Source organism: Clostridium beijerinckii (genome assembly GCF_036699995.1).
GTDB classification, from domain to species: Bacteria; Bacillota; Clostridia; order Clostridiales; family Clostridiaceae; genus Clostridium; species Clostridium helianthi.
In genome coordinates this window covers 2,528,006-2,549,592 of sequence record NZ_CP144906.1, presented here as the reverse complement: position 1 = coordinate 2,549,592, position 21,587 = coordinate 2,528,006, and the positions used below count along the sequence as shown (strand labels likewise).

General features: G+C 29.5%; 23 protein-coding genes. 5 read left to right on the top strand and 18 right to left on the bottom strand.

Annotated elements, in window-relative coordinates:
* Positions 1-52 precede the first annotated feature (52 nt).
* The 4 genes from PZA12_RS11910 to PZA12_RS11895 all read right to left on the bottom strand — a co-directional run bounded on the left by PZA12_RS11910 (position 53) and on the right by PZA12_RS11895 (position 7,287).
* Positions 53-3,424, bottom strand: coding sequence for a DEAD/DEAH box helicase family protein (locus PZA12_RS11910; RefSeq protein WP_103699114.1), 3,372 nt, complete (start codon positions 3,422-3,424; stop codon positions 53-55).
* Between the two features lie 57 nt (positions 3,425-3,481).
* Positions 3,482-4,678 carry a restriction endonuclease subunit S gene (locus PZA12_RS11905; RefSeq protein ID WP_103699115.1) on the bottom strand — a complete coding sequence of 399 codons (1,197 nt, stop codon included), beginning with the start codon at positions 4,676-4,678 and terminating at the stop codon, positions 3,482-3,484.
* Positions 4,671-6,146, bottom strand: a complete 1,476-nt coding sequence (locus tag PZA12_RS11900; protein WP_103699116.1) for a type I restriction-modification system subunit M — start codon at positions 6,144-6,146, stop codon at positions 4,671-4,673. Before PZA12_RS11900 ends, PZA12_RS11905 begins: the two co-directional genes overlap by 8 nt.
* Before the next feature lie 241 nt (positions 6,147-6,387).
* Positions 6,388-7,287: an N-acetylmuramoyl-L-alanine amidase gene (locus PZA12_RS11895; protein WP_206501129.1), complete on the bottom strand. Its 900-nt coding sequence runs from the start codon at positions 7,285-7,287 to the stop codon at positions 6,388-6,390.
* A 155-nt stretch (positions 7,288-7,442) separates the two neighbouring features.
* Between PZA12_RS11895 and PZA12_RS11890 the strand changes: the two genes are divergently transcribed.
* On the top strand, positions 7,443-8,030 hold the full coding sequence (locus PZA12_RS11890; RefSeq protein ID WP_105412455.1) for a sigma-70 family RNA polymerase sigma factor: 588 nt from the start codon (positions 7,443-7,445) through the stop codon (positions 8,028-8,030).
* Between the two features lie 59 nt (positions 8,031-8,089).
* Here PZA12_RS11890 and PZA12_RS11885 read toward each other — a convergent pair whose 3' ends face one another.
* The gene (locus PZA12_RS11885) at positions 8,090-8,332 is read right to left on the bottom strand and encodes a hypothetical protein (RefSeq protein WP_078115686.1); all 243 of its coding nucleotides are present in this window, start codon (positions 8,330-8,332) and stop codon (positions 8,090-8,092) included.
* Between the two features lie 319 nt (positions 8,333-8,651).
* Here PZA12_RS11885 and PZA12_RS11880 point away from each other — a divergent pair, with 319 nt between their 5' ends.
* Positions 8,652-9,176: a hypothetical protein gene (locus PZA12_RS11880; RefSeq protein ID WP_173715141.1), complete on the top strand. Its 525-nt coding sequence runs from the start codon at positions 8,652-8,654 to the stop codon at positions 9,174-9,176.
* 102 nt (positions 9,177-9,278) lie between these two features.
* A complete protein-coding gene (locus PZA12_RS11875; RefSeq protein ID WP_103699399.1) occupies positions 9,279-9,479 on the top strand; it encodes a YvrJ family protein in 201 nt (66 codons plus the stop codon).
* A gap of 520 nt (positions 9,480-9,999) precedes the next feature.
* On the opposite strand, the gene PZA12_RS11870 is transcribed toward PZA12_RS11875, so the two are convergent.
* The 6 genes from PZA12_RS11870 to PZA12_RS11845 all read right to left on the bottom strand — a co-directional run bounded on the left by PZA12_RS11870 (position 10,000) and on the right by PZA12_RS11845 (position 14,431).
* Positions 10,000-10,902 (bottom strand): IS3 family transposase, encoded by a 903-nt coding sequence (locus tag PZA12_RS11870; protein WP_211969883.1) that lies wholly within the window; start codon positions 10,900-10,902, stop codon positions 10,000-10,002.
* Entirely contained in the window at positions 10,899-11,357 is a 459-nt protein-coding gene (locus tag PZA12_RS11865; RefSeq protein WP_103699400.1) for an HTH domain-containing protein, read from the bottom strand. Before PZA12_RS11865 ends, PZA12_RS11870 begins: the two co-directional genes overlap by 4 nt.
* A 241-nt stretch (positions 11,358-11,598) precedes the next feature.
* Positions 11,599-11,961 (bottom strand): hypothetical protein, encoded by a 363-nt coding sequence (locus PZA12_RS11860; RefSeq protein ID WP_181006059.1) that lies wholly within the window; start codon positions 11,959-11,961, stop codon positions 11,599-11,601.
* Positions 11,962-12,035: 74 nt separating this feature from the next.
* Positions 12,036-12,212 carry a hypothetical protein gene (locus PZA12_RS11855; protein ID WP_206491066.1) on the bottom strand — a complete coding sequence of 59 codons (177 nt, stop codon included), beginning with the start codon at positions 12,210-12,212 and terminating at the stop codon, positions 12,036-12,038.
* 1,537 nt (positions 12,213-13,749) lie between these two features.
* Positions 13,750-14,142 (bottom strand): hypothetical protein, encoded by a 393-nt coding sequence (locus PZA12_RS11850; RefSeq protein ID WP_103699413.1) that lies wholly within the window; start codon positions 14,140-14,142, stop codon positions 13,750-13,752.
* A 124-nt stretch (positions 14,143-14,266) separates the two neighbouring features.
* Entirely contained in the window at positions 14,267-14,431 is a 165-nt protein-coding gene (locus PZA12_RS11845) for a hypothetical protein (protein WP_171983632.1), read from the bottom strand.
* 162 nt (positions 14,432-14,593) lie between these two features.
* Here PZA12_RS11845 and PZA12_RS11840 point away from each other — a divergent pair, with 162 nt between their 5' ends.
* Together PZA12_RS11840 and PZA12_RS11835 are read left to right on the top strand one after the other, a co-directional pair.
* Positions 14,594-14,767: a hypothetical protein gene (locus tag PZA12_RS11840; protein ID WP_017212202.1), complete on the top strand. Its 174-nt coding sequence runs from the start codon at positions 14,594-14,596 to the stop codon at positions 14,765-14,767.
* Between the two features lie 55 nt (positions 14,768-14,822).
* Positions 14,823-14,999, top strand: a complete 177-nt coding sequence (locus PZA12_RS11835) for a hypothetical protein (RefSeq protein WP_023976704.1) — start codon at positions 14,823-14,825, stop codon at positions 14,997-14,999.
* A 492-nt stretch (positions 15,000-15,491) separates the two neighbouring features.
* On the opposite strand, the gene PZA12_RS11830 is transcribed toward PZA12_RS11835, so the two are convergent.
* From PZA12_RS11830 to PZA12_RS11800, 7 genes are all read right to left on the bottom strand, one after another.
* Complete coding sequence (locus PZA12_RS11830) at positions 15,492-16,556, bottom strand: hypothetical protein (protein ID WP_009168802.1); 1,065 nt, start codon at positions 16,554-16,556, stop codon at positions 15,492-15,494.
* Between the two features lie 343 nt (positions 16,557-16,899).
* Positions 16,900-17,715, bottom strand: coding sequence for an MBL fold metallo-hydrolase (locus tag PZA12_RS11825; protein ID WP_103699302.1), 816 nt, complete (start codon positions 17,713-17,715; stop codon positions 16,900-16,902).
* Between the two features lie 186 nt (positions 17,716-17,901).
* On the bottom strand, positions 17,902-18,165 hold the full coding sequence (locus PZA12_RS11820) for a hypothetical protein (protein WP_009168800.1): 264 nt from the start codon (positions 18,163-18,165) through the stop codon (positions 17,902-17,904).
* 97 nt (positions 18,166-18,262) lie between these two features.
* The gene (locus PZA12_RS11815; RefSeq protein ID WP_023976706.1) at positions 18,263-18,397 is read right to left on the bottom strand and encodes a hypothetical protein; all 135 of its coding nucleotides are present in this window, start codon (positions 18,395-18,397) and stop codon (positions 18,263-18,265) included.
* A 1,295-nt stretch (positions 18,398-19,692) separates the two neighbouring features.
* A complete protein-coding gene (locus PZA12_RS11810) occupies positions 19,693-19,968 on the bottom strand; it encodes a hypothetical protein (RefSeq protein WP_012058507.1) in 276 nt (91 codons plus the stop codon).
* Positions 19,969-20,197: 229 nt separating this feature from the next.
* A complete protein-coding gene (locus PZA12_RS11805; protein ID WP_012058506.1) occupies positions 20,198-20,497 on the bottom strand; it encodes a hypothetical protein in 300 nt (99 codons plus the stop codon).
* A gap of 528 nt (positions 20,498-21,025) precedes the next feature.
* Positions 21,026-21,370 carry a hypothetical protein gene (locus PZA12_RS11800; protein WP_012058505.1) on the bottom strand — a complete coding sequence of 115 codons (345 nt, stop codon included), beginning with the start codon at positions 21,368-21,370 and terminating at the stop codon, positions 21,026-21,028.
* Between the last annotated feature and the right edge of the window lie 217 nt (positions 21,371-21,587).

Genomic DNA, 21,587 nt, shown 5'->3' with positions numbered 1-21,587 from the left:
ATAATTCTAAACAAATCATATTTAGCAGCTATCTAAAATATTATACGTATATTTACCCAACAATCTTAGTAGCATTATCCTTAACCCCATTAACAATTTCAGCAATCTCTCTCTGTTTTTCAACATCAAATAATTTAACAAATTTATCTGGTTTATCAAAAGGTGCTCTTATTAGAGCTGCTACATTTTCTAGATATCCATTTTCAGCTATATAATCAATAATACTTTTTACAAATACTATCTGATTTTGATTAAGAGCTTGTTCATTAATAAACTTAGAAAATGCTTTAGTTGCAGCTTCATAGTCTAATTTTGCAACTTTTCTAACTAGTAAACCAAATGGAGTATTTCCAAATTGTTTTTCATAATCTTCCTTAGTACCAAGTTCACCTGTAAGTATATTCTCTAAAGACTTATAATCTGTAGAAGTCAACGGAATATTATTATGCAATTTATGAATAGCAATATTATTTTTATTTTCTTCTATATAGCGATTTACTTTAAGCTTATAATCTTCAAATTCATAAGCTGCATCCATTTCCTTGCATTCTGTTCTGCTTGTCTCAAAATCAGTTAAATTTGTATAGACTGGCTTTCTTCCGTCTCCATAATCTACAAATTTCATCAAGTCTCTTAGTTCAACTCTAATTTTTTCAAAATTAAGAATGTCGCTGCCATTCCAAAATTCATCATCTATTACTCTTTGCAATAATGGTATTTTAGCTTTAACTTGTGGAATTGTTGTTCTTGTGGTTAAGAGATTCGTAGCTTTCTTTATAACATCCTTCTTTATTCTATTAAAGACTTTTGTTCCTTCTATTTGAGAAACCATTAAGCCATACATTAAATTATCAAAATTAATTGCCTTATCATCAGTCTCATCTGTAACAACTAAATTAGAAATATTATCTATTAAGCTTTTCCTATCACTATCAGATAGAGAAGTAAAAGATTCTCTATTCTTATACTTTTCTACATATCTCAGTCTTAATTTTACATCTACTCTTTCTATACTAAGATTATTTATCTGACTTACAACATCATCTATTAAAGTAGTTCTTAAGTTTTGATAATCATCATCACAAAAAGCACTATCTTGCAGATTAAAGATTAATTTTACTTTCTTAGAAAATATACTTGCTACTGGTGATTGGCTTACACTAGGCTCTATACCATTTTTATTTTGTCTAAAAAATTCAAAATTTCCTAAGTAATCAAATATATAAAATTCTGTTTTATGCTCTCCTTGCCCAAACAAATCCTGTCTTAAACGAGTTCCTCTACCAAGCATTTGCCAAAACTTAGTTTTAGAATAAATTTTTTTAAAGTATATAATATTAACAATTTCAGGGACATCAATGCCTGTATCTAACATATCTACAGATACTGCAATATGAGGTTCTTTTTTGTGATCTTTAAATCTATCAATTATATCTTGAGCATAGTCATCATCACATATAACTCTTTGACAAAATCCTGCTGGTAACTTTGGATATAATTTGTCAAATCTCTCTACTATATAATCTGCGTGTTTTTTATTTTGAGCAAATATTATTGTTTTACCAATACGATTACCATTTGCTTCTTTTATTCCATTGGTCATTAAATCATTAATAACCATATCTACAGTACTTTGATTAAAAATAAATTTATTTATTTCAGGTGCTGGTATTTTATCAGGAATTTCTCCATCCTCATCAGTAAAATCCTCTTCATACCTATCTTTATCATCTTCTGATAGTTCATCATAATTAATGCCTTCTCCTAAAAATTTAGTTCCAACCTCAATATTATGATAAGGAACAAGTACTTTATCTTTGTTAACTGCTGTATCATAATCATAAGCATATGTCGGAACTCCTGGAGCTACTTCAAAGAAATCATAAGTATTAGAATGTACTTCTGTTTTAGGAGTAGCTGTTAATCCAACAATATAAGCATCAAAATACTCAAATATTGCTCTATATTTTTTAAATATGCTTCTGTGAGCTTCATCGATTATGATCAAATCAAAATGAGCAGGGGTAAATAATCTATTCCCATCTTCATTTTTCACAGTATCTATTGAATTTAACATAGTTGGATAAGTTGAAAATACAATTCTTGCATTTTTATCATCTTTGTTTGTTACTAAATTGCAAAGAGACATGTGTGGAAGATAATTTTTAAAATCATTTTTAGCTTGTCTTACTAAAGCTTTTCTATCAGCTAAAAATAATATATTAGTAACGTATCCTCCTCTTGACAATACATCAGTAAGACTGGAAGCAGTTCTTGTTTTTCCTGTACCGGTTGCCATTACTAATAGTGATTTTTGATGCCCCTCATCTATATTATTACAAACTGCACGTATAGCTTCTTTCTGATAATACCGATCTGTAGTCTTATCATCTATTTCAATCTTATCTAAGTTTTTTCTTAAATTTCTTCTATTGTATAATTTTTGCAAATCGTCCTTTGAAAATATTCCACTAACCTGTCTTTGAGGTGAAACACTATCATCCCAAATATAGGTTTCAAAACCATTAGTATTAAATATAATTGGCCTATGTCCTGTCATTTCCTCAATACAATTTGCATAAAGCCAGGCTTGATGTTTTCCTTTATTTGCATCTTTTGTTGTCCGCTTAGCTTCAATTATTGCAAGTGGTGTACCATCTTTTCCATATAAGACATAATCGACAAATCCATTTCCAGATCCCAGCTCTGAAGGCATACCCTTAACAGGAACTTCTCTCTCAACACAATCCCTATACGCGCCTTGTTTGAATTTCCAGCCTAATAATCTTAAATCTACATCAATGTATTTTTTTCGTGTTTCATATTCTGAAATATCTTCAGGTGTAAAATTACGTTCTTCCTTATGTATATCTTTATTCTTAGTTAATTGTCCGCTAATTTTAGAAATCTGTTCAAGAAGTTTATTAATCTTAGAATCTTTCTCTTCTAATATCTTCTCCATTTCATTTGTATCTTTTAATCTCAAATCGCCTACTGATTCACTTAATAAAGTTTCACTAAATTTTCTTTCTTCATAATCAGATCCATAACAATAATCTATCCACTGAACAAATTCAAATAAAAAAGATAAAGATAAAATTGCATCTCCTTTTGTAACAGCCTTATTTGTATGAATTCCAAGGTTACCTATATTAATTATGTAAGGAATTTTACTCCAAGTTTCTCTATTAACTGCAAATCGAAAAGTTGGTTCATGCACTAGAGATTGTAAATTATTTTTATAAGGCATCTTCATAGTATTATCAGCTGAATACACCCATCTTACAGCCAATTCTAATGCCTTTCTGCTACCTGCGACAGACATAGCAGGAGAATAATTCAGAACTTTTTCTGCTTCAATACATGCTGATGCAAAAAGCTTATATTCTTCAATTGATTCAAGGAATCCAAAATTAGTTGACATAAACATCCCCCTCATTTAGGCACATGAAATAAAATAGCAAAGGAATGTGCCTATTAACTAGTCAAAATACTTACTCATTAAACTGTTAAATAAATTCTCACTTTCACTTATCGCTTGTTTTTCTAGGTTCTTTTGTTCTTCTATCTTTGTTACTATTTGTGCAAATTTGTTTTGAAGTTCTATTGGTGGTAAAACAAAGATTATATCTCTAATAGCATCTTTAGTTATTGTTTTTGTTACAGCCCCTCTTACTTTATCATTTATATTTTTAGTACTATATTCTGTTGTTAAATAGTAATATGCGTAAATTTCATTTACATTATCAAATCTTAATAAAAATTGATTCATTGCCAATGATACTGGCCTATTAAGATATGGCATCAAATAAACCTTTCCTGCACTACCAATTTTATTGATTATAATTTCACCACCAAATACCTTTGATTTTTCAAGATGCTCATATGCATGCTTGGAAATGTATTTAACGTCATCTGAAAAATTTTCTTTTTCTAAATCTGTAGTGCGTATCATCAATGCATAATCTGGTGTATCTAATAATTTAACATTATCTCGTAAAGTTTTATAACTCCCATTTGAATGATAATCAGTCAAAACTGATAATGTATCTCCAAGCTTTAAAACCTTCCAATGCTTTTCATTTATATAAGGATCACCAAACATATCATAGAACGTTGTTTTAATTAAATTATCTAATTCTTCTAAGCGCTTCTTATGTAAATCAATTATTTCCGATACTTTATCCAATGTTTCCGTAATATGTTTTTGTATTTCTATAGTTGGCAATGGAATTAATATTTTTTTTAGCTTTACTATAGTTAATGCTTTATATGCACTACCATTTGTCATACTATCTTTTTGATATTTTATATTATATTTTAGAAAATAAGATAAATAATTTGAATCAATTCTTTCGTTTTTCTTTATCCAAATTAAATTTCCATCCTTAAAATAAAACTTATCTTCATTAGGTATTACCCATGTTTCCCCAATAGTTCCAACTGCAGTTATCAATATATCTTCTTTAACTGGAACTCCGAATTTTTTATTTATTTCTTTATATCTATCTTCTGAAATAAATAATTCAGTTGATATTTTATGACCTTTTGACAGTTCTACTACTTCTTTTGTTCTATAAAATGGAATTCCTTGTTCTATATATTCTTTTTCAAAAATACGTTTGCTTGATGTAATCTCACATATCCTACCTAACTCAACCATTTCCCACTTACTCATTATCCATCAACTCCCTTAACTCTTCCATCTTAGAGCTAATGTCCAAAGCAAGTTCGTCTAACCTAGTCATTATTTCTTCTGGAGCATCATACTCCACTTTTTCATACTCAATTTCCTTATAGCGATTGATAGATAGATCATAATCATTTTCTTCAATTTCAGCTTTATTCACTAAGAAACTTTGATCTATTTTCTTTCTATCCAATTCTTTTTCAAGGTTATGAAATCTTTCTATAATGTCACTTATATCTCCACCATCACCAAGGTTATTTCTCTTATCATCTAATGAGAATCCATCTGATTTCATATCATAGAACCATACCTTATCTGTTCCTCCTGCATTTGTTTTAGTAAATACTAATATTGCTGTTGAAACTCCTGCATAAGGCTTAAACACTCCACTTGGCATAGAAATAATTGCTTGTAACTGCTGGTTATCTACTATTTCTTTTCTTAACGCTTTATGAGCTTTTGTTGCACCAAACATTACCCCATCAGGAACTATGCAAGCACATCTTCCTCCAACTTTAAGCATACGAATAAACAATGCTAAAAATAATAATTCTGTTTTTTTAGTGTTACATGCTGATTTTAAATTATCATGAATTCCTTCTTCATCAACAGTTCCAGTAAAAGGTGGATTAGCTAAAATAATACTATATTCATCTTCTATATTATTACTCTTGGATACACTATCTGCATAATTAATATTAGGATTAGATATAGAATGCAGCATTAAGTTCATTGCTGATAAACGTAACATAGTTCTGTCTGTATCGAAGCCTGAAAACAGTTCTCCATTAAATTTTTCCCACTGCTCTGTAGTCATTTTAGTTTCATATTTCTCACGAATAAATTCTGCTGATGATATTAAAAATCCAGCTGTACCACAAGCAGGATCACATATTTTATCATCAGGTGTTGGTTCAAGTAGTCTAACCATAAGATCTCTAATATGCTTTGGTGTTCTAAACTGTCCATTTTGACCTGCTGTTGCAAGTTTTCCAAGCATGTATTCATATAAATCACCCTGCATATCAAGATTTTGTATGTCATGCTCATATAATTCATCTAATCCAGTTATAATCTTTTGAAGAACTTGAGGTGTTGGTATTAGAAACATAGCATCTTCCATATATCTTGAAAATGCTGACTCTTCATTATTATTCATTGCTTTTATGTACGGAAATACCTTTGAGCTTACAATATCATAAATTTCTCTAGAATCCTTATCCTTAAATTTACTCCATCGCATGGATTGACCTTCATCAGTTTGAGGAAAAATCTTAGTAATCCCTTCTTCTCCTAATAATTCTAAACTCTCATTTTCCATTTCTTTTTCATCAAGAGAACGAATGAACATAAGGTATGTTAATTGTTCAATTACTGTAAGAGGCTGTGTAATACCTCCAGCATAAATATCAAGCCATATTTTATCTATTTTATTTTTAATTTCTCCAGTTATCATTTTATCCTCCGTTACAATTTTGATTTTATATTAAGTATATTACTATATTTCATTGTATATCGACTTAATATAATATTACTATACATGTAATATTTTAGCAATTACCAAAAGCATTTTACATATGAAAGTGGCTATGAATCTTATTAAATTCCACTAATATTCATAGCTACTTTTATATCAGTATTTCATCAATCAAATATTAACTTATTATATCTCTGAATTTCAGCTAACTAATTCATTTTTATAAATTAACCCAAGCTCCACTCCCGCCAACTCTATAATTATCAGGCGTAACACAATCACAATACATCTTCCCTTGTTCATCAAAAGCATAACATCCACTATCTATACACTTCCACAAAGGCTTATCCTTACTCCCCCTAAGCATTTTGCAATCAGAATCTAAGTAGTACCAGGACTTATTATTAGTATCATAATACCAGGTATCTTGCAATGCATATCCTTTACCATCAAATATATACCACTCACCATCAATTTCTTTCCAACCATTATATGAGGTATAGTAATATTTATTTTCTATATCCGTGCAATACCACCAGCCAACATCATTACTATTCCAACCAAATTTCCATTCTCCATTGCTAGAACCATCGTCTCTAACTAATCCCTTAACAATAGCTCTTGCAATTACTTCCGGATTATATTTATTTGCATCATCACTATCAGCAAATAAACATTCAACTAAAATTGCAGGCATAATAGTTTCGTTAAGAACAATTAAGTTTCTTGTTTTTACTCCTCTATTAGGTAAGTTCAGAGTACTTGATAATTCATTGCATACTTTAGCAGCATATTGATTAGCTACTTCTGATTTTCCAAATGCTAATACTTCAGGGCCACTACCTCCTCCTGCATTAATATGAATCTCAACATAAAGTTTTATATCTTTTGTCTTTGCTATTTCATTAGCTTGATTTGCTCTTTCATAACAATCTTCACAGTTATAGCTATTGCTCTTATCAATCCTAAGTAAGTTAACACCGTGGCCTTTCTCCTGTAAATACTGTGCAACTAAAGCTCCAATTTCTCTTGTACAATTGCTCTCATCTAACTTATCAATAACTCCACATCCAACATTACCACTAGCGGTATGACCTGCAGCTATTATAAAATTGCTCATTTTACATCTCTCCCTATAATTCTTAATTTTTTAATTACTCATATACGTTATATGAATTTTAACCATATATACTATATGTAGAGGTAAATTTAACATTAGACACAATATATGTAAAATATTTAATTCATAACTCTTAGTTGCAGAAGGAGGCTTATATGGATTTTAATTATATTGAAGTTTTAGTTATCAAGTGTAAAAATAATGATGAAGAAGCAAAAGAAAAATTAGCTGAAGAATTCAGGACTTTAATTTATAATATTTCTAAAAGAACTTTCATTGATGGATATAACGCACATGATATTATGCAGGAATGTTACCAATCACTTTTTAAGTCTGTTTACATGTACAATTTAGAAAAGCATAGATTCGTTGCCTATGCTACTAATGCCATTAAAAATAATATGAGTGATTTAATCAAAAGAATTAAAACTAGAAGATCTACTGAAGGTAGTGATGCATTAAGTTTACATGATAATTTTGAAAGTAATCTTCCTTCAGAAGAAATCTCCACTGAAGTATCATTATGTGAAATGTGTGATTATGAAGATTTAAAATTAGCCCTTAAGAATTTAAATGAAGATGAGCTTGAACTCATAGATTATGTATTCTATAAAAATTATACTGTAAAAGAATATGCTTATTTTAAAAATATGTGCTACTCTACTGCTATCCTAAAAAAGAACACTATTCTAAAGAAAATATTAAACAATATATCGCATTATTATGAAAGCATCAAAGCGTAAAAACTCCAAGGCTAACCTAGGAGTTTTTATTTTATATAACTATATTAATCTATATCCACTTATTCAAAATTAAAATTATTAATAACATCTGTAGTCTTATCAATATAGTTTTGAGCTACTTGATCAATGCTATCACAAATATATTTAAGAGAACATCCTTCACATTTATTAAGTATTCCTTCAGTAATTAAAGAACATTGGAGTTCATCATTAAAAGTAGAATTCCTAATTGCTAAAGCAATCTGCTTTTTATCAAAAATCTCTCCTTCTTCTGAATTAAGTTTAATTTCATCTCTAATCATTTTTACAACACACTCCAATAATTTATTTACAGCTTTAAAATTTATGAGCTGCTATTATGGATATATGTTTTATACTGTAACATAACATTAAAATCATGATTAAATTTGTATATCTAATCTCCTAACCCGCATTTTACAAGCAAATTCTTATATTCTTAAGTTCTAATATTCTTAAATTCCATCATTCTTAAGTTCTTTTATTCTTAAATTCTAAAAAATATATATTCCTAAATTCTTTAGAATTTTAGAATCTCTAATAAATAACCATATATCCTTTACGAGGATACATAAAAATAAGGCTAAGGAGGGTATATAATTTATGGCTAGAAGAAAAACATCAAACGTTCCTAAAAATGATTTTGAATATGATGAAGGTGAAGTATATGGATTTACTAGCGAAACTCCTATAACTGGTGACTGCATATCTTCCTTCTCTTTTGATGATTCTGATACTAACATTATTCAAACTAGCTCTGATAGTAAATCTAATAATAATTCTATTCAAGAAGATCCTAAAAACAATGCTCAAACTAATACAGCTTCAACTAGTAACAGCAATTTTAAAAATAATATAACTAACTCCATAGAAATAAAAAATACTTTAAGCTCTACTAAAGAACTGTTTGATAATAGAAGAACTCCACTACCTAATGGTGCTGCTCCTGCCATTGATGGTGAAACTCCAAATATTAAAAGGAGCTATACCCTTAGAAATTCTACCATAAGAAAGATAAATGAATTAAAGAGCATCCATCCAGATATTAATGTATGTGTCAGTACCATAGTTGATGTTGCTATAAATTATTATTATAATCACATTGCAAACGAAGGCGGCACTCAATAATTTAGTTTATCTTATCTATTTTAATTTTAGATAATTATTTATTAGCTAAATATGAACTAATATATTTTATTTCATATATCTCTTATAGGAGGTGGTGAGTTTATGGAAGTAAATCAATTAATGGATCTTATTGTTAATAATGGCTTTCCCGTGGCAGTGTCTGCATATTTGCTAATACGCTTAGAGAAGCAAATTGTTAGCTTAGCAAGTTCAATTAATAAGTTAAATACCATAATATCAGCTAAACTTGGTGTTGCTATTGATACAGAGAGTCCTACTGATGATTCTCATAAAGTGGCATGAGTAAAAAGGCGATAAACATTGATTATTAGTAAAGTGGTCCCATTGTCAAGGACATTTATAAAAAAAGGCATTAGATTTTAAATCTAAATCATGTATTTTATCCGTAAGGAGGAGATGCAGAAAAGATGAGCCAACATTGAATCCTTTGGATTTGATGTTGGTTCATCTTAATAGCTAACTGTATCTTGTATTATTATGATAAATAGAAAATTTATAGAAAACTTAAATACTTTCAAGGAATCTATGTTAAGTGATGATATTCCCTCTTATGTTATTCGTTATTGCGAACAGCTTAATGAAGTGAAGTGGATATGGTTTTATGTACAAATGATGGAAGCTGTGATAATTACAGAAGAACTTGACTATCTGTTTTATGTGCTGAAATGGATTTTAAAAACCGATTTCCATGACCTCGCATATGAAATGTATTTCTATGACATGATCAATCCAGAGTGTAGTTCTGAATCACTGATTAAGGATGAATACCGGGCTATGTATAGCCAACGTTACCATACCCAGTTCATGGAAGACCTGTCTGTTCATCGTTGAGCGGATGCTTTCCAGTTATTATATATTCTGCATATTGATTTGGTGCCAGCTTCGCTAGTTTCCACTGATAACGTTCATTATTATAATAGTCCATATAATTATCAATTTCATTGCAAAGTTCATCGTAAGTACTGCATCTGTCTAGATGTATTTCATCTTTCATATGCCCAAAGAAAGATTCCTGCGGTGCGTTATCCCAGCAATTTCCCCTTCGTGACATAGACTGCCTCAGCTCTTTGTCTTTCAGCAACTGACGGAAAGAAATGCTGGTATAATGACAGCCTTGATCTGAATGAAGAATAGCATCCATTTGAAGGCTGTCTCCATGTTTATCAATTAAGTTATTAATAGTTTCTAACACAAAATCAACTTCAAGAGACTCGCTTACTACATATGACAGAACCTGTTTTGTATACGCATCTTTAATGACAGAAAGATAAGCTTTACAGCCATGGTTATAAAATAAATATGTGATATCTGTAAGAAGTATTTTCCCTGCACCATGTTCTACAAATTCACGTTTTACAAGGTTATCAGATATGGCATCTGTCTTAAGAGCTTTCGCCATTCTACGGTACGGATTGGCCTTCCTAATTGGACAAAAGAGATTGTATTTCTTCATTAGACGGCTAATCTTTTTCTGATTCATTCGCACGCCCATATGTAGCAGCCGCATATATATTCCACGTCTACCCTTATCATATCCACGATACTTATAGGCTTCTAATATTAGTGTAAAATCAGCTCTATCCTGTTCTTCCTTATTACATCGTTGCCCAAATGAATGAAGCCAGTTATAGTATCCGCTTCGCGACACGCGAGCCATTTTACATAGCCAACTTATATTTAATTCATTATTATCACGCTGAGTCATTTCTTGGATGAGTTTGAATTTTTCTTCTGGCGTTGATTCTGTTTGTTCTTCCATTCGGCTTGTTTGTCTAGAAATTCGATTTTTTTTAAAAATTCATTTTCTTGTTTTAAATATTTAATTTGATGTTCGAGTCTGGCAATTCGTTCAGCATCAGTTAAATCCTTTGCAACTGGACGACCTAAGTTACATTTTCTTATATCTTCAAAGCCATCTGAGCGAAATTCACATCTCTTCACCATTGCAACAAGAGCATCCTTACGTTTTTTACCTAAGAACTTATGATTAATTCCACATTCAGTCAATATTTGAGATGGTATTTTTCCGGCACGGTATTCTTTTGCAAACAGTTCTTTAAATTCAGTTGTATAAGTTATTGATTTATTACTAACTTTTTCGATATATGGATTATTTCGCAATTCTTCTTGTTGTTCTTCTGTAAAATGATTGACGCCCATAAACATCCCTCCAATTATACTGAAATTAATTGTAACAAAAAAAGACCCTGTAAAATAGAGTCAGTAAGAAATTTAGCTTTATAAGCCTTTTTTCTAACTGTCCATTCTATAGGATCCATTTTATAGTGTTTATCGCCTTTAAATTTATTTGTATTGGAACACCGAAACTAAGTAGTTTAATTTGAATTTAAATTATAAAATGATACACAAATTAAGAAAATTACGAATCAATCTTGACCACTTAATCTTCTACCCATCCTATCATATCTGGTTCAAGTGTAATATAGTGAGCCATCCAACAGTCTGAGTTTTCAGTACCAATTTCATGATTATTAATGCAAACAGTATTTATGCCATCTAAGCCATCAAGTCCACAACATCCGTTTAATCGAGATGCATCGGAGTGATGCTTTGAATTAATTAAATCATTTAAATTAATAATTATCCTACCTTTAGACCTGCTATCATATCTTCCATCTCCAACTATATAAAAACCAGAAGGAATATAATCTTCACCATCATTCTCATTTAGAAAATTCAAATTCTGTAGCTCTACCAAATGATTTGTTATTTCTATATTACATAATTTACATACCAGTTTCATATTTATACTCCTAAAAAATATTGTTCTTAATTCATCATACTTTACTATCAAGAAATAAAAAAAACACCTTAAATTCATTTCTTGCTTTCTTCAAGTGTATCTAAAATAATATCCAATTTTTCATTCATTTGTTTATTCTTTTTTATAAAGCTTTTAAATGCGTTTACCCCTTTATATATTACTATTATTATTAAAATTATTACCCCAAAATTGATCCAATTCATAATTAGAGTCATATAATTAATTTGCATAAGCTTTCTCCTAACCACATAAATTGTATACTTTTAATATAATTTTTTATAAGCCTAGAGTCTTTAACTATTTAATATCACTTTATATAATTATTATTATATTACAAGTATATTTATTTACAACTTTTCATATTATTGTATCAATATTATTATGTTACAAATTAAAATAATATAAGGAGTTAAGATGGACAGAATAAATCTATTACAGTTATTAGACAATTTTAAATTTAGCTATAGCTTCATTCAGTCCATTTTTTGTAATCTAATAACGTCGCTTCACTCCTAAGGAAGAGAAGTTCAAGCTATTTATAGATTACGCTATTTCTAGTACTTATATGTTATGTTAGTATATCCTGAACAGTTATAAAAATCTTATATATCTTGAACTTCTCATTATTTATTGTAGCCTGCGGCAGCAATGAATAAATATATTAGGAGCACTGTGTGCTCCTTGTGGCTACCGCCACTCCAAGTATTATTCTTATATATCTACATACATAAACTTTATTAGATATTATTTGTAACTGTATATTCATATAACTAAATTTTCTTATTACTGATGTAATATATGTAGTTAGTATTCCTATATACGCATTTTCTAAAGGACAAGGTCTTTTATCTCATAATCATTTTGGTGCCTTAACCACCACCCAAAAATGGACAGGTCATACAGCTACAGGCTTCTAACATTGTAAAAGTCTCCTCCTTACTCGGAGCCTTTTACAAAGTAATAATCTGTACGCATTAGACTAGTCCATTGTTTGGGTTCCCGGTGGGGCACTTCGGGATTGAGATTTTCATGAATAAATTAAAATGTATAATCATGTATATATATTCATTCTTTAAAGCATGTATAAGAATACTAATCCATCCCTCTGACTGGAACTTTTGTTTATAGTTCTTTTTTTAGTTCATTATAATTTATTTTTTCTGGTATATGAAAATGTGAAGATAATGTTTAGTTGGTCAGACAAGCTGACAAGAATTTTTTGGGGCTTAGACATGCCATCACAATAGCATGAGAAAGTAAGTAATGTGACGGCATGCCTATCTTGTACAGGCTTAAGTTTATTACTATAATGTTTGACTATATATTTTTTACGCTCTAAAAATCCAATCACTAAAAATAATAAGTTGTATTACTGGGAAATTATTTTTAATGATACGATTTTCAGATCTATTATCTACTTTTAATTATGTAGAGGTATTGGAAAAAGCCAGTCCAAGACCGCCCCCATTAATAAACTCTAGATTATATCTTTTATATAGCTTTTTTCATATAACATGGTACATTTATTTAAAATGTAGCTCAAGACACGCTTTGCTTTCGGTCTTGACCGACCTTTTAAATAAATAAGTAAAGTTAATATGAAAAATCTATGTGATATTATGGTGCTCCGTTGGACATGCTGTTTTTAATATATTTCTAATATTTATGAATAAGGCTTGCACTATTTTCTTTAATCATAGGTTTCTGGTGCTAAAGTGCTTGTCCTTATTATTGTTATATTTGTAGGGGATTTCTCCCCCTATGTACTTAGTATGGCAATTCCCCAAATGACAGGCTTTCTAATATATTTTCGTGTTCTGGTTCTGAACTTATTTGATTATTATATTCTTCCCTGACTTTTTCTAAAATATCATTTCTTTCAGTTTCGTAATCTACAAAACTGCTCTCCTCAATTCTGCCTCTAAATGACTTCCAAAATTCATAATCATCATTTGTAACACTAAATATTCCTTTTCTTCCTATGTTCTTGTTATAGCTTAATTTCAATCCATAAAGACTTAAAGGAGCACCATTATACTCAATAATTATTGATCCATCTTTTAGCCTGTAAGCTGTTTCAGAAAATCTGAACTTTTCATGTTCACTTAAATATCTGTACTCTGCGATTAGCGTTTTTGATTCATATTTTCTCTTTTCCACTTTTATGACCACCTTTTCTTTTTAGTTCCTCTCCTCCCATATTTTATTATGCCCACTTATAGAAATTTTAGACATTATTTATGTACAAAAAAAGCACCTTTTAGGTACTTTAATTATTTATATTTTATTCTCCAACGCATAGTTTCATATATCCTCTTATCGCCTTACTAACATCTTTTCCATTCCTGTGACAATATGCTTCAAAGTCTTCATATAACTTAATTTCACATTCCACATGAAGTTGCTTTGTTGGTAGTTTTACTTTTTTTATTTTATTTCTATTTTCCATTATTATTCCACTCCTTATCTTTAAAATATTCTAGCCAACAATTAAATTTCTTATACTTAAATAGCTAAAAAAATATACAAATAAGTACAAGTATCTACGAATATTCGTTCCCCTTTTAGGCAATAATTATAGTATAAGGTTAAGAGAGGATTTGAGAAAGATATGAGAAATTTCACATTTACAAAATGGCTTACTACTAAAGAAGCTTTTAATTCTTACGGACACTATAAAGATTGGCTTTCTATCTTATCAAAAGAAGAATCTAAAAGAACTGATTTATATTATCACGAAAAATATCAATACTTTATAAATTACCTACAGACTGAATGGGATTAGAGAAATACTCCTCTCTACCCCTCATTAAAAATATATATGAGAAGGATTGGATCTAATGACATTTACAAAATGGCTTATAAAAGAAAAAGGCTTTGAATCAAAAGCCCAATTTGATTCATTGGTAAATACACTACCATATGATGGCAGAAGAAAATTAATCATATACTATAAAATAGAATATGAACATTACCTTGATACAAGACCAATACAGCTTGAACTTGAAATAAAATAATCCTGGAGAGGTCCTCTCCAGGATTATTTTATTTCTTTTAATATTCCACAAACTACAGAATTAACTGCTAAAATTATAGGACAAGCTTATGTTGTTTTTTTAGCAAATACTTAAGCTCCATAGAAAATAAATATTGTACAGGGGTGAGCGCAGCGAATTTCCCCTTTACAATATTTATTTTCTATTGGTATAATTGCTCTCCCAAAAAACATTATTTTAGATAAGTTCCATTACTATAATCTTAAAATCCAACTTTTCTTTATTCAACGCTATATCCATTTATTGAAATTATTTTTATTAATGGAGTTTGTTTAAAATTTCCTTTTTGGTACTTCCATATACCATAAATTATCTAGCTCTATAGAGAACAAAGTGGCTGCGCATGCTCATTCCTAATCATATTTTTATAAGCCAACAGCCTCTTAACTATTGATATAATTGGTTTTAAAGACACAAAATCCCTAGATATTAAAAAAACACCCGAAGGTGCTCTTACTCATATATCTCAAAAATATTATCTACTAATTCTGTTCCTGTCCCTGTCAAATAAATAATCTCAATAATAACAAACACTAAATCTAAATAATTACCATCTGAATACCCTTCTTCGCAATGAGCAACTTTGTTCCGCATTTTCTCATAGTCATATAGCTTATTATACAAATAACCATATTTCTCAAAATCTACAACACATTCGTGTATTACATCTTTAAATTTCTCATCTATAATTCGCCTATTCATATTTTGATATCTTTCAATTTTATCACAGTATTTATCAAATACTTCAGCATTTCCTATTCTTGGCAGTAAGTTATAATACGCAGTTTCTAGATTTGCATATAGCATTTCTATATATTGGTCTAGTGCAGCAAAAGCAGAAAAAAAAGCCAATCTTTCATTTCCAATGTTGTACATAACATAACTTGTAAGCAAATATTCTACCCACATGGGATAATCATTGTCTATTGGTAATCCATATGCATTGCACTCTAATGTTCGTTCTGAAAACTCAATAATAGTCCAACCATCTATATTGGGTACATAATCAAAGTCACATTTAAAAAAGATTCCAGGTGCAAAATGATCTATTGTAATAATATCGCCTATCATATTACATTCTCTTGCAATATTTACAGGCTCATCAATAGAATCGGGTTGTATTACTATTTCAAAATCTTCAACTGAAGAAAGCAATTTCAAATTTTCAACTTCAAGATAATCACTAAAAGAAGCACTGTATGCTTCTTTAGGCAACTTTACTCCAGCAAATGAAATTTCAAGTTTTAACTTGGTTTGCTCTATTCCAAAGATTTTATACAAAAAGCAATGCTCTTCACAATCATAGATCTCTCTGATTAATGAAGATAAATTTTTTTTCCTCAAATTGTGATTCCATACATATTCTTTTACTTTTGAACCTCCTGACTTATTCTTTTCCATCCTCTTTCTTACCTTATAAACATTAGTCTTAAGAAATGGAACCTTATTTGCATTTCTGTATCCCAAATCCGCTCTAGCTTCATCTTGTAATTGTTCTAATGTACAAATACCTTTCAATATAATCTTCCCCCAACTCTTCCAATAATAAAACATGTTATAACTGTACAATTACTCTAATTTTTTCTTCAATATTTATTTTTTTATTGTATAACTTAATATTTTCAATTGCAACTTTGCAGTTAGCATATTGCTTTACTTACATATATAAAAATTATACATTGATTTAACTTTATTATAATAAAAAAAGAATGATCTATTATTGTGAATAGACCATTCTGAATACTGGTTAATATTTATTTAATAGTGGATAAATAATGTTTAACTACTTTGTTTTTATATATTACAAGAGATTTGTGACAGTACTATGGCAAAATTGAACTTTCTTGACCTGGCATTATACTTATAATCTTTCCAGCAGATCATAACTCAATGTCCTAAACACCTGACAATAATTTTGAAATCCATCTTGTCCAATAATATAAATATTAGGCATATAATCCATTCTTGCTTTTGAATATATAATACGCTCCAAGCCATTATCTATAGCTGTATGATTACTTAGAGCCACATCTACTTTTTTACTAATTGCTTCACTAATAAAATAATCTAAGGACTTAAGATATTGTTTTACTTCATTTTTTGTCCATGGTGGAGTTGTAGCCCCCCATAATGCTGCCATGTGGATTTTACCATCATCTTTTACAGGGAATATATAGCTTAATCCTCCTGGAGTATGACCAGGAGTACCATAAACATATATTGTTTTATCACCCAATATTATGGTATCACCATCTTGAACATAAACATCAATTTTATAATCTTTCCACGTTTCTGGTCTATCAGGCTTAGTCGGATGTTCCTCCCAAAAAATATCATCTATTTTAGAAAGATATGTGTAAGCATGGTATTTCTCAACAAACCATTTTCCACAGCCTGTATGATCAACATGTCCATGAGTTAAAACCAGCTTTTTTATAGTATCAGGATCCCAACCTACATCTTTAATAGCAGATACTATTGCATCAAAAGCTTCCTTTGCTGGCCAAATAGCATCTATTACTATTAGCCCATCACTTGTCTTTAATACAAAGCAATTCGTTTCTTTTTGTGCAACAATTAGTAAATCGTCAAAAATCATAGCATGGGTAAAAAATGACATGTCCTCCATTGCTTTGATTGTTTCTTTCGTAATAATTGGCTTATTTAATCTATTCATTTAATATGCACTCCTCTGTACAAAATTAATTTTTTGGTTGTACAGAGGATAAACGATTCTTTGGGTGCATACGTAAAAATATTTTCATGATTCACCTTCCTTATAAATCAAAATTTATCTTTTTTAAATTATAACTATTATGTAAATATCAGATTTTCTTTAAGATAATGTACTATATTAAATATATTATTCATTATTGTTTTTATTAAACCAATAGTTTTTCATCTCTATTAGGAATTCTTTTGTTATTTGATATCCTGAACTTTCGCTAATTATAGAATCTGTGCCACAATACGGACAAATACCTGTACCACCAATATCCTCAACCCAATCTACAATTTCTTTTGGACTAAAAATTTTTAAACAATAAAAACAACCACATTTTTTATCTCTTAACAATTGATTTCTGTGATTAGATGAATATTTATGTGCTTTTATATACTCCATCATATTTCACCTCTTATTTTCACTACCAGCGACTTGAAAATTATAATATTATTACACTAGTTTCTAAAAGCTATTCCTTGAACACTTGCACGATCCTCAGTTAATAAATTTCTAATAATTCATTTTCAGTTACAAAGAAATTTAATTGTGAATAAATATTTGCATTATTGGCTGAAAATTCAAATTCAATCATGGTTTCATCTGACCAAATTCGCTTAATATTAATACATCCCATTTAAAATACTCCCTTTATCTACTATAAACAAAAATCTGTCTTGTTTTATCAAAAACTACTATCAGAACATATTATAACACATTTTGTAAATAACATATTATTTAGTTTTCAAAGAACAATTTCTTATTTTAATTTACTCTGTCTAATCTATTCTACTCTCATTATAACTACTATTAAAAAAACTTTTATTCCACATGGCGCCGTCAATGTAATTGCTTTTCTGCCTGTCCTTATTAGTAATGAGTGTTATTGAAGCGCAAGAAACCGAATCACTAAAAATAATTTCCTTATAAATATCTATTCTATTATTTTTAGTGATTGGATTTCTTAAGCGGAAAGAGCGCCATTACTAAAAAGGACTAGCAGGTAAGCAAGTACATTGTGGACCTGCCAACTTCCAATAAACTTTATCTCTATCCTGTGATTGCAAGTCCAAGGCGCCCTTTTCTTTATGCGCATGCATCACTTCTCCATAAATCATGTAATACACCAAATAGGATCTATCCTTAATCTCTAGAATACTCTATATTTCATATGCTTTCTACTGTTCATGAGATTTGAGGCGCAGCCTTTAATCCAATCACTACATCTAAATTAACCACTGAAGAAAGTGTCAATGTAATTCCACTTGAGCAAAGCTCCTTGGGATTACATATTGACTCTTTCTGGTTTAGAATCTTAGAAGTGAATTTAAATAATCGTCATAGGAAAATAAAAACATTAACTTTCTTTTCCAATTCTCACATTTCACAAAAACATTAATCTGCATGTGCAGCATTATCTCCATTAACACAATAAACCAAAAACCATGGTAACACCTTCTACTTCATCTGCAGCAATAAACCATAATACAGAAAAGAAGGCATGTACATTTAGCTAAATAACGTTTCCCGAAGTGTGCAAGCCCCTTATGGGCTTGTATCATTTACGGGACAACGACTTATTTAGCGAAGTGTACTTGCCTTCTTTTCTCCTAATGTCATCAGCTTAAGAAATTCATATAAAAATTAAATATTACATTCCCTTAAACTTGAGATTACTATATCATTATATTTCCCCTCTAATATAATACACAAAAGACTTCGCGTAATCTACACAAAGTCTTTTGTATCTATACTTATGAACATATATAATGGTCTATGTCTTTAATGTTGACAATTAAATTTAAACTCATCACTAAAACTACCTACTCATCTTACTAATTTATTCTATTAATTCTACATTAGCTTGTGTATTATTACATTTACATATATATTAAAAATATATTCATTTTAATGATACATAATGTTTTAACGTTAAGCCTTTGTTTCATTCAAATTAGGTTTTTGAGTATTCTGAGTACTTTTATCATTTTGTGTATTTTGTGCACTTTGCTCATTTTGTACCTTCTCAACTCTCGCAGCTATACTTAATCTCTGTAGTTGAATTAATGCCAGAATATCACCTATACTAGTGAAAAAGAGTGCCAATACGCCTAACTGGTCACCTTCAGTATATTGTTTTGCAATTCCTATAGATAGAACCGCTGTTAAGGCAGTGAGTTCTTCTGGCGATAAATCGAAAATATCCATAAATATTGCCTAAATAATTGCTTATAATTTATTTATATACAATACTTATTATAAAAGTGCCAGGCGAACTTAACTATTTTAATTCTTTTAAACTTTAAATATTAATAACCCACCATATTTTTATGAAATTCTGCCATATTTTCTCTGCCTACAGATTTCATCATATTAGCCATAGATCCATATCTATTATTTTGCATTATATCAATTATCTTGCTATAATCATCATCACTTAGTTAGCCATTAAATTTTTCATGGTATTAAAATCTCTATTTTTCATAGCATTTGCTTCATCAGTAAAACCATTCTCTTTCATTAATTCAATCATTTTATTCATATCATCATCTGATTGAACTCCATCCCCCATCAGGCTCATCATATTTCCTCTATAATCTGATAATGATTTAACCCCACTATCTTGTCCATTAAATTTATTAGAATCTATATTATTGCCACCTTCTGCATATGCAAGTGACATGCCACTTACAGTTACTATGATTGCTAATACTAGAATCATAACTTTCTTTTTCATTGTATATCACTCCCTCAATTGTCTTCTCTTTATGTGTTTATTCTACATCTTAATTGTGGATCAATTATGAAGATGATATAGTTATAATAAAATTTTTTAATTATATTTAATTCCTCCAATTTAAAAAATCATTTCCCATAAACCCTAGTATCAATATAAACCAACACAAAACTTAAACCATTAATAGATCTTGTTTTAAATTTTCTTATTTGTATTAGCAACACCTTAAATCCAGTAATTGGTGTAATTGTATTATTCATTAGTAGTACTGCAATCTATGTTTGCTTAGGTAACTCAGCTAATGCACATGCTTCAATTCTCTTATTATTGCAATTTTTAACATTAGGACATTTTCTAGATTGCTCTGCTGTTTTGCTTAATGTTTGCATTGCATTACCTCATCTCTTTGTCTAGATTATTACGAAACAGTATCTTAAATAAAAAAATATCGCAAATCTATTCTCAGTTTTACGAATAGTGCGATATTCTAATTTATTATTTATTTTGCTAATTAATAATTAAACGACATCACTCTGTAAGTTCCAATGGATTAACAAAAACTGCACCTTTACCAAGTAATATAATTGTGTCATTAGGACCTATAGGTATTGTGTTATGCTTTTCTGAATTAGGTTTTAGTCGTATAGATTGAAGTATATTTTGTTCTTCATCCGTAATAATAATGGACATATTATCCTTTGATGAAACGTTTTGAACTGAATAAACACTGTTTTTCGAAGGGTTAAAATCAGATATTTTATAAATACCTTGGTTAAATGTATTACTGATTGTAACTGGAAATGCAGGTTTTATTCCGAATACAGTAAGCGTTAAACATAAAAAGACCAATAATAAAACAGTAAATCTTTTCATCGCATATCCACCTTTCGGTACTATTATGTCCAATAAATTTAATAATATTTATGCTTATAACCTATACAAGTATATACTTGTTATACCGAACTTTGTAAACATCGCACATTCAATTTTCAAAGAACTTTCGCATAAAGTTAACATATATTTTAAGAGAATAGTATAAGATATCAAAATCGTTTCTATGAACTTTTTAATTACATACATTTTTATTACC